At 44.3% G+C, this 12985-nt stretch carries 9 protein-coding genes, 2 tRNA genes and 3 rRNA genes; 2 read left to right on the top strand and 12 right to left on the bottom strand.

All coding sequences use genetic code 11. The annotated features are described in order from the left end of the window. The first annotated feature begins 335 nt into the window (after positions 1 to 335). On the top strand, positions 336 to 581 hold the full coding sequence (locus CGC64_RS05965; RefSeq protein WP_005679116.1) for an RNA recognition motif domain-containing protein: 246 nt from the start codon (positions 336 to 338) through the stop codon (positions 579 to 581). 92 nt (positions 582 to 673) lie between these two features. Here the strand turns inward: CGC64_RS05965 and CGC64_RS05960 are convergent, their stop codons facing one another. Together CGC64_RS05960 and CGC64_RS05955 are read right to left on the bottom strand one after the other, a co-directional pair. After that, positions 674 to 1444, bottom strand: coding sequence for an ABC transporter ATP-binding protein (locus CGC64_RS05960; RefSeq protein WP_005679114.1), 771 nt, complete (start codon positions 1442 to 1444; stop codon positions 674 to 676). Further along, on the bottom strand, positions 1441 to 2184 hold the full coding sequence (locus tag CGC64_RS05955) for an MlaE family ABC transporter permease (protein WP_005679113.1): 744 nt from the start codon (positions 2182 to 2184) through the stop codon (positions 1441 to 1443). Before CGC64_RS05955 ends, CGC64_RS05960 begins: the two co-directional genes overlap by 4 nt. A gap of 75 nt (positions 2185 to 2259) precedes the next feature. On the opposite strand from CGC64_RS05955, the gene lptB reads away from it, so the two are divergent. Continuing rightward, positions 2260 to 3021, top strand: a complete 762-nt coding sequence (lptB, locus tag CGC64_RS05950; protein WP_005679112.1) for an LPS export ABC transporter ATP-binding protein — start codon at positions 2260 to 2262, stop codon at positions 3019 to 3021. Positions 3022 to 3102: 81 nt separating this feature from the next. Here the strand turns inward: lptB and der are convergent, their stop codons facing one another. From der to CGC64_RS05900, 10 genes are all read right to left on the bottom strand, one after another. Next, positions 3103 to 4416: a ribosome biogenesis GTPase Der gene (der, locus tag CGC64_RS05945; protein ID WP_005679111.1), complete on the bottom strand. Its 1314-nt coding sequence runs from the start codon at positions 4414 to 4416 to the stop codon at positions 3103 to 3105. Between the two features lie 47 nt (positions 4417 to 4463). Then, positions 4464 to 5345 carry a GTPase Era gene (gene era, locus CGC64_RS05940; protein ID WP_005679109.1) on the bottom strand — a complete coding sequence of 294 codons (882 nt, stop codon included), beginning with the start codon at positions 5343 to 5345 and terminating at the stop codon, positions 4464 to 4466. 88 nt (positions 5346 to 5433) lie between these two features. Next, a complete protein-coding gene (locus CGC64_RS05935) occupies positions 5434 to 6441 on the bottom strand; it encodes a beta-ketoacyl-ACP synthase III (protein ID WP_005679108.1) in 1008 nt (335 codons plus the stop codon). Positions 6442 to 6529: 88 nt separating this feature from the next. Continuing rightward, the gene (gene rpmF / locus CGC64_RS05930) at positions 6530 to 6715 is read right to left on the bottom strand and encodes a 50S ribosomal protein L32 (RefSeq protein WP_002562387.1); all 186 of its coding nucleotides are present in this window, start codon (positions 6713 to 6715) and stop codon (positions 6530 to 6532) included. Between the two features lie 12 nt (positions 6716 to 6727). Beyond that, positions 6728 to 7306, bottom strand: a complete 579-nt coding sequence (locus CGC64_RS05925; RefSeq protein ID WP_005679794.1) for a YceD family protein — start codon at positions 7304 to 7306, stop codon at positions 6728 to 6730. Positions 7307 to 7512: 206 nt separating this feature from the next. Continuing rightward, positions 7513 to 7623 (bottom strand): 5S ribosomal RNA (gene rrf, locus CGC64_RS05920). Between the two features lie 74 nt (positions 7624 to 7697). Continuing rightward, positions 7698 to 10577 (bottom strand): 23S ribosomal RNA (locus CGC64_RS05915). A gap of 143 nt (positions 10578 to 10720) precedes the next feature. After that, positions 10721 to 10794: transfer RNA gene (locus tag CGC64_RS05910), tRNA-Ala, on the bottom strand. A gap of 18 nt (positions 10795 to 10812) precedes the next feature. Next, positions 10813 to 10886: transfer RNA gene (locus CGC64_RS05905), tRNA-Ile, on the bottom strand. 188 nt (positions 10887 to 11074) lie between these two features. After that, positions 11075 to 12603 (bottom strand): 16S ribosomal RNA (locus CGC64_RS05900). The 16S, 23S and 5S rRNA genes sit together here with 2 tRNA genes alongside, the layout of an rRNA operon. Between the last annotated feature and the right edge of the window lie 382 nt (positions 12604 to 12985).

Raw genomic sequence — 12985 nt, 5'->3', positions numbered from 1 at the left:
CTAATCTTTCAAATTTCAAAAGACATTGCAGATTTATTTCAGTAATGTAACATATAAACAAATGAAAAATCCTTGTGAAAGAACACGCTGTACAGTTCTCCGTTTTACTTTTTTCTGTCTTTCTGCAAATAAAATCTCTAAAAAGATGGTCAATCCAAAAATTATTCTTTTCTTTGCTGCGGATTGATGGACCATTAGTTTCTCGATTTCTATTACAAGGTTTTTACTTCCGTTGAAAAAACGCTTTTGTAAACTCTCTGTCGTTTTAATCCTTTTATTAGTAACCATCTATCCAGAGAGTTTTATTCATTTATTTATTTTTTATCATTTTCATTATGAACATTTATGTTGGAAACCTTAACTACCGCGTTAAGGAAGGAGATCTGCAACAAGTGATGGAAGATTACGGAGCAGTATCATCAGTTAAAGTTGTTATGGACCGTGAAACCGGTAGATCCAAAGGATTCGCTTTCATCGAAATGGAAGACGATGCTGCCGCTGCCAAGGCTATTGCAGAATTGAACGGAGCCGAGTACATGGGCCGTACCATGGTAGTTAAAGAAGCTAGACCTAGAGCTTAATTGCCGACGCTAATATAGCTAAGAAAAAAAGAAACTTCTGCCACTCGATGACAGAAGTTTTTTTATAGCCTAATTTCCAACTATATCCGGTCTCAGCCCTCCATACTTTGTACTTCAAGGTCTTTCACCTTGCGAAGTAAATCCGAAGCAAAGATAAAGTTATTCAGACGTTCGTTGGTAGAAGTGAATATATCGTCTTTAGTTCCTTCCCATTCTTTATGTCCTTCATAAATATAAATCACCTTTTCACCGATTCCCAATACAGAATTCATATCATGTGTATTAATAATGGTAGTCATGTTATATTCCTGGGTAATATCGTGAATCAGATCGTCAATCACTAACGAGGTTTTCGGGTCTAGTCCCGAGTTCGGCTCGTCACAGAACAGGTATTGCGGATTCAAAGCAATAGCACGAGCAATAGCTACACGTTTCTGCATACCGCCACTGATTTCTCCGGGAAACTTATCTTTTGCCTCGGTCAGGTTGACACGGTCCAAGCAGAACATGGCCCGCTTAGTACGTTCGCGTAAGGTGTCATTACTGAACATATTCAAAGGGAACATCACATTATCCAACACCGACAAGGAATCGAAAAGTGCGGCACTCTGGAAAATCATTCCCATTTCCTTACGAAGCATCTTCTTCTCCTTCTTCCCCATCATCACGAGATTTCGACCGTCATACAGAACTTCACCCTTCTCCGGAGTAAGCAGCCCCACGATACATTTCATCAATACCGTCTTGCCGGAACCACTCTGACCGATAATAAGGTTTGTCTTCCCATTCTCAAAGGTCGCATTGATATCACTCAATACCGTCTTATCGTCAAACGATTTATAAAGTCCTTTAACCTCAATCATCCCATCAAAAGTTTAGTTAATATCAAATCCGCAAACAGAATCAAAACACTACTGGACACTACGGAATCCGTGGAAGCCTTTCCCACAGCAATAGAACCGCCTTCCACCGTATATCCGAAAAAGGCGGATACACTTGCAATAATAAAGGCAAAGAAAAGAGATTTGATAATACCTGCCCAGATAAACCATTCATTAAACATATACTGCAAACCATATTCAAGATCGACAGCATTCATGACTCCGGCAAACCAACAAGTACAAAAGGCCCCTATTATACCGGCAAAGATACTGAATGTCACCAATATAGGAATCACGGTCACCATAGCCGCAATCTTAGGCAGTATCAGATAGTTGGCAGAATTAACTCCCATAATTTCAAGCGCATCAATCTGCTGCGTCACCCGCATCGTTCCCAACTCCGAAGCAATGTTCGACCCCACTTTCCCCGCAAGAATCAGACACATAATAGAAGAAGAAAACTCCAGTAACATAATTTCGCGGGTCACATATCCCACCGTCCAGCGGGGCATCCACGGACTTTCAATATTCAACTTAATCTGAATGGTAATAACCGCGCCGATGAAAAACGAAATCAACAACACGATTCCGATGGAGTTCACACCTAGCTGCTCCAACTCGTTAAGGTATTGCCGGAAAAACATCCGCATACGTTCCGGGCGGGAAAAAGTCCGTCCCATCAGCATGAAATATCTTCCGACGGTTCTCAATGCTTTTATCATAACTCACACTATTTGTCTGCAAATGTACATTATTTCGGCTTATTTTTACTACATTTGCCGCAAAATAACTAGAATATGGAAGAAAGCAAGATGGTGCTCCGCACGGAAGACTTGGTTAAGAAGTACGGTAAACGAACCGTTGTAAGCCATGTTTCCATTGATGTGAAGCAAGGTGAGATTGTGGGTTTGCTGGGGCCGAACGGTGCCGGTAAGACGACTTCATTCTATATGACCGTGGGGTTGATTACCCCCAACGAAGGACGCATTTTCCTCGACGATTTGGAGATTACCAAATATCCTGTTTACAAACGGGCACAAACCGGTATCGGCTACCTCGCTCAAGAGGCTTCCGTATTCCGTCAGATGAGTGTGGAAGATAATATCGCTTCCGTTCTGGAAATGACTAACAAACCTAAAGAATATCAGAAGGAAAAACTTGAAAGCCTGATTGCTGAATTTCGCCTGCAAAAAGTACGCAAAAACAAAGGTAACCAACTATCCGGAGGTGAACGCCGCCGCACGGAAATCGCCCGTTGCCTTGCTATCGACCCGAAATTCATCATGCTCGACGAACCTTTTGCCGGTGTCGACCCGATCGCCGTAGAAGATATCCAGCAAATTGTATGGAAGTTAAAGGACAGAAATATCGGTATCCTGATTACCGACCACAATGTGCAGGAAACATTGAGCATTACCGACCGTGCCTACCTGTTGTTCGAAGGCAAGATTTTGTTCCAAGGCACACCGGAAGAACTGTCTGAGAATCAGATTGTACGTGAAAAGTATTTAAGTAACAGCTTTGTATTGCGCCGTAAAGATTTCCAATTGGAGAAATAAGAATGACTGAAGATTCACCTCTAACAATAAAGAAAAACACCCGAAAACATAATGTTTTCGGGTGTTTTTCTTTATTGTTGTTTATTTCTGTCGAATATAAATATTAATCGGGGTACCTGTCAGATTCCACTTCTCACGCATCTTATTTTCCAGGAAACGCTTGTAGGGCTCCTTCACGTACTGCGGCAAGTTGGCAAAATAAACAAACGAAGGAACTTGTGTATTCGGCAACTGCGTAATATACTTAATCTTGATATACTTACCTTTGTTTGAAGGGGGAGGATACGCCTCAATCAACGGAAGCATTTCCTCATTCAAACGTGCGGTCGGTATTTTTGTCGTACGATTCTCATATACATTACGGGCTTCTTCAAGCACCTTCAAGATACGTTGCTTGGTCAATGCAGAAGCAAATATAATCGGAAAATCCACAAAGGGAGCAAAACGTGAACGAACAGCTTCTTCAAACGTTTTCTGCACTTTCACAGATTTATCCTCCACCAGATCCCATTTATTTATCACGACAACCAATCCTTTCTGATTCTTTTGAATCAGGGAGAAGATATTCAGGTCCTGACTTTCGATTCCTCTCGTGGCATCCAGCATCAGAATACATACATCCGAACCTTCAATGGCACGAATCGAACGGATCACAGAGTAGTATTCCAAATCCTCATTCACCTTATTCTTCTTACGGATACCGGCGGTATCCACCAGATAAAAATCAAATCCGAACTTATTGTAGCGGGTATAGATAGAATCACGAGTCGTTCCGGCAATCTCGGTCACAATGTTACGGTCTTCACCGATAAATGCATTTACAATAGAAGATTTACCGGCATTCGGACGTCCCACCACTGCAAAACGAGGTATCTCATCATCCAAGATTTCCGAGGATTCCTTCTTGAACTTACCGACAATCAAGTCCATTAAATCACCCGTACCACTTCCTGTAATCGCAGAAATACAATACGGATCGCCCAATCCCAATTTATAGAATTCCGGAGCATTATATTGTAACTCGTTATTATCTGTCTTGTTGGCAACTACAATCACCGGACTGTTGGCACGACGCAGGATAGTCGCCACCTGCATATCCAGGTCGGTCACTCCATTCATCACATCCACCACAAACAGAATCACATCCGCCTCGTCCACAGCCAGCAACACCTGCTTTCTGATCTCTTCTTCAAAGATATCGTCCGAGTTTACCACCCATCCTCCGGTATCCACCACAGAGAACTCACGGCCCAGCCATTCCGACTTGCCATACTGCCTGTCACGGGTTGTTCCCGCTTCTTCATTCACAATAGCCCGACGCGACTTCGTCAGACGGTTAAATAAGGTAGACTTGCCCACATTGGGGCGTCCTACAATTGCAACTAAATTACCCATAGTTCAATACCTTGTTTTTCACGACTATCACAGTCGCATGAATACTTTTAATCTAACTGATAACCAAAATTACGTAATTCCTTATCCGAACTACGCCAATCCTTATCCACCTTCACATACGTTTCCAGATAAATAGTCTTTCCAAAGAAACGTTCCAGTTCACGACGCGCTTCAGTAGCCACTTTCTTCAGCGCCTTTCCCTGTTTGCCGATAATGATTCCTTTCTGCGAATCACGCTCCACATAGATCACTGCCCGGATATGGATTTTCTTCGCTTCTTCCTTAAACTCCTCTACGGCTACTTCCACCGAATAAGGAATCTCCTTGTCGTAGTACAATAGAATCTTTTCGCGGATAATCTCATTCACAAAGAAACGGGCAGGCTTATCCGTCCACTGATCCTTTCCAAAATAAGGAGGAGAATCGGGCAGCAATTCCTTAATCCGCTTCATCACATAATCTACATTAAATTTGGAGGCGGCAGAAATAGGAATAATCTCGGCTTGCGGAAGCAATTCCTTCCATTCCTCCACCAGCTTAACCAGCTTTTCCTGATCGGTGAGGTCAATTTTGTTTATGAGCAGCAGGACAGGTACCGTCATTTGACGCACCTTTTCCATAAACTCATTATTCTTATCCGGTGTCTCTACCACATCAGTCACATAAAGTAAAATATCCGCATCCGTCAGTGCTGAAGTAGAAAAATTCAGCATCGATTCCTGTAATTTGTAGTTAGGCTTCAATACTCCCGGAGTATCAGAAAAAACAATCTGCATCTCATCCGTATTATAGATCCCCATAATCCGGTGACGAGTAGTCTGCGCCTTGAAAGTAGCAATCGAAATACGCTCACCTACCAAAGCATTCATCAATGTCGACTTTCCAACATTCGGATTTCCTACGATGTTTACAAAACCTGCTTTATGCATTTCTCTTTATATTTTATTGGTTGAGACAAAAAAACGCATCGAATCGAAATAGGATGCGTTTTTGAGTGTTATAGTTCAGTAACTTACGTTACGATTCCTTTTTTCCGTCATAACCCCACTTCACGTAAACGGCTCCCCATGTAAATCCGGCGCCGAATGCAGTGAAAATAATGTTATCACCTTTCTTGAGTTTATCCTCAAAATCCCATATACATAAAGGAAGAGTAGCAGCACTTGTGTTACCATAGTGTTCTATATTTACCAGCACTTTATCCATCGGCACTTCCATGCGATGAGCCACAGCCTCGATAATCCGGACATTTGCCTGATGCGGCACAATCCAGTTGATGCTGTCTTTCGTCAGTCCGTTCTTTTCTGCAATAGCAGCCGACACGTCCGACATACTGGAAACAGCATACTTGAACACTGTTCTTCCTTCCTGATGCAGATAGTGCATTTTGTTGTCTACCGTGAAATAAGACGGAGGACAAACCGAACCACCAGCTTTCATGTGGAGGAAAGGCAATCCTTTACCATCAGTTCTTAGTATCGAATCCATGATACCGTAATCTTCCGTAGTCGGTTCCACCATAAAAGCAGCAGCACCGTCACCAAAGATAGGACATGTAGCACGATCTGTATAGTTAACCATTGACGACATCTTATCGGCACCGACAATGATAATTTTCTTATATCTTCCCGAACGAATGAAATTAGCAGCCGTTTCCATCAAATACAGGAAACCACTACAAGCCGCCTGCAGATCAAAAGCAAACGCATTTTTCAGTCCGAGTTTATCGCAAAGAATAGAAGCGGTAGAAGGGAAGTGATAATCAGGAGTAGTAGTAGCAACAACAACCAAATCAATATCGTCGGGATTAGCACCAGTCTTTTTCATCAACTGCTTGGCGGCCTTGCGAGCCATGTATGAGCTACCTAATCCTTCCTCATTCAGAATATGTCTTTCCTTTACTCCGATACGAGTCATAATCCATTCATCGTTGGTATCTACCATTTTAGATATCTCGTCATTAGTCAAGATATAATCGGGTACATATCCTCCAACTCCTGTGATTACTGCATTTATTTTTTCCATCAAACCTATTTTAAATTAGCAATACTATAATACTTAAAGCAGCCGGAGAGCATCACCCTCAGGCTGTTTTTCAGTATAACTGTACTAATTATACAGCTGCTTCTTTCTCAATAGCGAGCTTACCTCTGTAATATCCGCAAGCACCACACACTGTGTGATATACATGCCATTCTCCGCAATTCGGACAAATAGCCAATGTAGGAGCTACTGCCTTATCGTGAGTTCTTCTCTTCGCTGTTCTTGTTTTCGATTGTCTTCTCTTAGGATGTGCCATTTTCTTAAAACTTTAATTATTATCTAATATTTTTTTTAATTCATTCCAGCGAGGATCAATTTGTTCCTCCACTTCCTCTTCAATTACGATATCGTCTCCTCCAGTGTCGAAAACTTCATCGCTATCCTCGTTCGCATTTGTCTTCAAATGCTTGCTCAATTTACTAGTCATAGCTTTATTGCACTTACCCGGAGCGTGTACATGCTTCATTGGGATGGAGAGTGCTATAAACTCATACATGAACCATGCAACGTTGATTTCTCCTTCTTCTTCGGGAATCACAATCAGGTTCTCACCTTCCTCTGCATATTCATGTCCAAACTTCACCATCAGTTTATCAGAAGAACTGATCGGTAGTTCCATATCATCCAGACAACGATCACATGGCACCCATACCATTCCATCGGTCTGAAAGCTCAATTCGAAAGCGCGAGAGGTTCTTTTCACGTTCAAAGTTACATTTACTTTTCCCTTTTGAACTTCAGGACCATCAATGTGAGCGAAATAAAGGTTATCCAATACAAACTCATACTTAGCAGAGTCTGTCTGCATTCCTTTCAGATCAATTTTGTATTTATCAAATTTTCCCAAAGCTTCTCTCTTTTTTAAATCGTTAGCTTACAATTCGGGCGACAAAGATACAAATAAATATCCTCATAACATACAAATTATCAGTAAATATTCACTTTTTTAATAGGTATTATGAGGTTTATAAGCGTTAAAATCCGCTGTCGTTTTTCCAAACAGTTAAAAACAGAAAGCCTCGCCCGTCAAATAGACAAGCGAGGCTTCATAAAAAACGGCGGCTACCTACTCTCCCACTGTTACGCAGTACCATCGGCGTGACGAGGCTTAACTTCTCTGTTCGGAATGGGAAGAGGTGGAACCCTCGTGCTATAACCACCTGAAAAAGGTTATGACATGACGAAAAGTAAAATGAAAGACATTTGACAAGCTAAACGTATATAACAACCGTCCCGCAGAAAGAAAGTGGACGGGCAATTAGTAATGCTCGGCTATGATGTTACCACCTGTACACCTGCATCCTATCAACGTCATCGTCTTTGACGACCCTAAGAAATCTAATCTTGTGGCTGGCTTCGTACTTAGATGCTTTCAGCACTTATCCAATCCCGACTTAGATACCCAGCAATGCACCTGGCGGCACAACTGGTAAACCAGAGGTCAGTCCAACACGGTCCTCTCGTACTAGTGTCAGAGCCACGCAAATTTCATACGCCCACGATAGATAGAGACCGAACTGTCTCACGACGTTCTGAACCCAGCTCGCGTGCCACTTTAATGGGCGAACAGCCCAACCCTTGGGACCTTCTCCAGCCCCAGGATGTGACGAGCCGACATCGAGGTGCCAAACCCCTCCGTCGATATGAGCTCTTGGGAGGGATCAGCCTGTTATCCCCGGAGTACCTTTTATCCTTTGAGCGATGTCCCTTCCATGCGGAAACACCGGATCACTATGCTCTAGTTTCCTACCTGATCGACTTGTATGTCTCCCAGTCAAGCGCCCTTATGCCATTACACTCTACGGACGGTTACCAATCGTCCTGAGGGCACCTTTAGAAGCCTCCGTTACACTTTTGGAGGCGACCACCCCAGTCAAACTACCCACCAAACAGTGTCCCCGTTACAACGGGTTAGAACTCAAATAATCAAAGGGCCGTATTTCAACAGCGACTCCACACAAACTGGCGTCTGCGCTTCAAAGTCTCCGGCCTATCCTACACATCAATTACCCAAATTCAATGTTAAGCTATAGTAAAGGTTCACGGGGTCTTTTCGTCCCATCGCGGGTAATCGGCATCTTCACCGATACTACAATTTCACTGAGCTCACGGTTGAGACAGTGTCCAGATCATTACACCATTCGTGCAGGTCGGAACTTACCCGACAAGGAATTTCGCTACCTTAGGACCGTTATAGTTACGGCCGCCGTTTACTGGGGCTTCAATTCAATGCTTCTCTTGCGATGACATCTCCTCTTAACCTTCCAGCACCGGGCAGGTGTCAGGCTGTATACGTGATCTTTCAATTTGGCACAGCCCTGTGTTTTTGTTAAACAGTTGCCTGGACCTATTCTCTGCGCCCAACTCTCGTTGGGACCCTTTATCCCGAAGTTACAGGGTCAATTTGCCTAGTTCCTTAACCGTGAATCACTCAAGCGCCTTAGTATATTCAACCCGACTACGTGTGTCCGTTTGCGGTACGGGTACCTCAAGGATTAAGTTTAGCGGATTTTCTCGGGAGTATGTTTACACGCACTATTACCGTTTCCCGAAGGAATTGGTATACTATCAGGTTCGACTCTCGTGGTGGATTTGCCTGCCACAATCAACATCTACACCCTTCAACGGACTATTCCGTCAGTCCGCGGCGTTGTCACGACTCCGTCTCCACGTCACTCCTTAAGGTAGTACAGGAATATTAACCTGTTCTGCCATCGGCCTCACCGTTCGGCTGAGCCTTAGGACCCGACTAACCCTGATCCGATTAGCGTTGATCAGGAAACCTTAGTCTTTCGGCGAGGGGGTTTCTCACCCCCTTTATCGTTACTTATACCTACATTTGCTTTTCCACACGCTCCAGCAAAGCTCACGCTTCACCTTCGACGCGGAGTGGAATGCTCCCCTACCGATCATTAATGATCCCATAGCTTCGGTAAGATACTTAATGCCCGATTATTATCCACGCCAAACTCCTCGACTAGTGAGCTGTTACGCACTCTTTAAATGAATGGCTGCTTCCAAGCCAACATCCTAGCTGTCTTAGCAATCTGACTTCGTTAGTTCAACTTAGTATCTATTTCGGGACCTTAGCTGATGGTCCGGATTCTTCTCCTTTAGGACATGGACCTTAGCACCCATGCCCTCACTCCTGTGATAGAACTAATGCGCATTCGGAGTTTATCAAGACTTGATAGGCGGTGAAGCCCTCGCATCTTATCAGTCGCTCTACCTCACATTAGTAACTCACAAGGCTGCACCTAAATGCATTTCGGGGAGTACGAGCTATCTCCAAGTTTGATTAGCCTTTCACCCCCACCCTCAGCTCATCCGGAAGCTTTTCAACGCTTATCGGTTCGGTCCTCCAGTTAGTGTTACCTAACCTTCAACCTGGCCAAGGGTAGATCACTTGGTTTCGCGTCTACTCCTTCCGACTTATCGCCCTGTTCAGACTCGCTTTCGCTTCGGCTACGGATCTCTAGATCCTTAACCTTGCCGGAAAAAGTAACTCGTAGGTTCATTATGCAAAAGGCACGCCGTCACAGCATAAGCTGCTCCGACCGCTTGTAGGCGCATGGTTTCAGGGACTATTTCACTCTTCTATTCGAAGTGCTTTTCACCTTTCCTTCACAGTACTGGTTCGCTATCGGTCTCTCGGGAGTATTTAGCCTTACCGGATGGTCCCGGCTGGTTCACGCAAGATTCCTCGTGTCCCGCGCTACTCAGGATACCACTACGCTTCGTTCAGCTTCGAATACCGGACTATCACCGTCTATGGTTTCATTTTCCAAAGAATTCTTCTCACTGAATGTCTTGCGACAACGTGGTCCTACAACCCCAATATTGCCGTAACAACATTGGTTTGGGCTAATCCCCGTTCGCTCGCCACTACTTGGGGAATCATTATTATTTTCTTTTCCTGCAGGTACTAAGATGTTTCAGTTCCCTGCGTTAGCCTCCTGCCAAGCAGGATGACATTCCTTCAGAATGTCGGGTTGTCCCATTCGGAAATCTTCGGATCAAAGGTTATTTGCACCTACCCGAAGCTTATCGCAGCTTATCACGTCCTTCATCGCCTCCGAGAGCCAAGGCATCCGCCATGCGCCCTTGCTTACTTTCTTTCAAACTGACTGCTCCGAAAACTATCCATTACTGAAATGGGAAAATATCGGAGAGAGTACGGTTTGATATATACTTTTAGCTCTTTACTTTTATTTTACTTTTTGTACATCATGTCAAAGATCGTTTCCCATTGCTGGGGATGTGGAGAATAACGGATTCGAACCGTTGACCCTCTGCGTGCAAGGCAGATGCTCTAGCCAGCTGAGCTAATCCCCCGTAAGAGTCGTTTCGGAGTAGTCCCAGGCAGAGTTGAACTGCCGACCTCTACATTATCAGTGTAGCGCTCTAACCAACTGAGCTATAGGACTAGTTCAACCGTGTCTGTCTTTAGACTCGGCTTCTGTTTTCTCTTGTTTATCTCTATCTATATTACTATAGATGGTTGATCTATATATTATAAATAAACAAGTACCAGTAGTACAATCGAAACAGAACCCGGTTCAATATTCCCCTAAAGGAAATGAACCATGAAGTCATTGTAACGACATCGCTCCAGAAAGGAGGTGTTCCAGCCGCACCTTCCGGTACGGCTACCTTGTTACGACTTAGCCCCAATTACCAGTTTTACCCTAGGACGCTCCTTGCGGTTACGTACTTCAGGTACCCCCGGCTTTCATGGCTTGACGGGCGGTGTGTACAAGGCCCGGGAACGTATTCACCGCGCCATGGCTGATGCGCGATTACTAGCGAATCCAGCTTCACGAAGTCGGGTTGCAGACTTCGATCCGAACTGAGAGAGGTTTTTGGGATTGGCATCCTGTCACCAGGTAGCGGCCTTCTGTACCCCCCATTGTAACACGTGTGTAGCCCCGGACGTAAGGGCCGTGCTGATTTGACGTCATCCCCACCTTCCTCACATCTTACGACGGCAGTCTCTCCAGAGTCCTCAGCATGACCTGTTAGTAACTGAAGATAAGGGTTGCGCTCGTTATGGCACTTAAGCCGACACCTCACGGCACGAGCTGACGACAACCATGCAGCACCTTCACAAATGCCTTGCGGCGTATGGGTTTCCCCATAATTCATTTGCAATTTAAGCCCGGGTAAGGTTCCTCGCGTATCATCGAATTAAACCACATGTTCCTCCGCTTGTGCGGGCCCCCGTCAATTCCTTTGAGTTTCACCGTTGCCGGCGTACTCCCCAGGTGGAATACTTAATGCTTTCGCTTGGCCGCTTACTGTATATCGCAAACAGCGAGTATTCATCGTTTACTGTGTGGACTACCAGGGTATCTAATCCTGTTTGATACCCACACTTTCGAGCATCAGCGTCAGTTACACTCCAGTGAGCTGCCTTCGCAATCGGAGTTCTTCGTGATATCTAAGCATTTCACCGCTACACCACGAATTCCGCCCACCTCTACTGCACTCAAGACTGCCAGTATCAACTGCAATTTTACGGTTGAGCCGCAAACTTTCACAACTGACTTAACAATCCGCCTACGCTCCCTTTAAACCCAATAAATCCGGATAACGCTCGGATCCTCCGTATTACCGCGGCTGCTGGCACGGAGTTAGCCGATCCTTATTCATATGGTACATACAAAAGTCCACACGTGGACCACTTTATTCCCATATAAAAGAAGTTTACAACCCATAGGGCAGTCATCCTTCACGCTACTTGGCTGGTTCAGACTCGCGTCCATTGACCAATATTCCTCACTGCTGCCTCCCGTAGGAGTTTGGACCGTGTCTCAGTTCCAATGTGGGGGACCTTCCTCTCAGAACCCCTATCCATCGTAGTCTTGGTGGGCCGTTACCCCCCCAACAAACTAATGGAACGCATCCCCATCTCATACCGAATTTCTTTAATATAAAACCCATGCGGGAAATATATGCTATCGGATATTAATCTTTCTTTCGAAAGGCTATCCCCGAGTATGAGGTAGGTTGGATACGTGTTACTCACCCGTGCGCCGGTCGCCAGCTTTGGTTTGCAAGCAAACCAAACTGATGCCCCTCGACTTGCATGTGTTAAGCCTGTAGCTAGCGTTCATCCTGAGCCAGGATCAAACTCTTCATTGTAAAAGTATTTTTTAATCGGCATGTGCCGGTTATAGCTCTGTTCAGGATGCCGTACAATTTATTGACTTCATTCTAAATACCTGTATCTATTACATATAGATAAACATAAATAACAGATTGTATTGACGGTTCTATCTTTTCTTGTACTACTTGTATTGTTTATCAATATTTCAAAGAACTAATGTGGCCTTCGCCGCACTGCTTTCTTTACGAAAGCGGATGCAAAGATAAGGACTTTTTCAGATAACATCCAAACTTTTTTCGAAGTTTTTTGTTTTTATTTTCCGAACCCTTTATCATTAGCAGAATGTCAATCATTAGGCTCTGTCTCTCTAGCAAAGCGGGTGCAAAAGTAGACAACTTATCCATAACATCCAAATAT

The sequence above is a fragment of the Bacteroides caccae genome, assembly GCF_002222615.2.
Taxonomy (GTDB): Bacteria; Bacteroidota; Bacteroidia; order Bacteroidales; family Bacteroidaceae; genus Bacteroides; species Bacteroides caccae.
The sequence above is the reverse complement of the archived record's forward strand: the minus strand, read 5'-3'. Positions and strand labels throughout refer to the sequence as shown.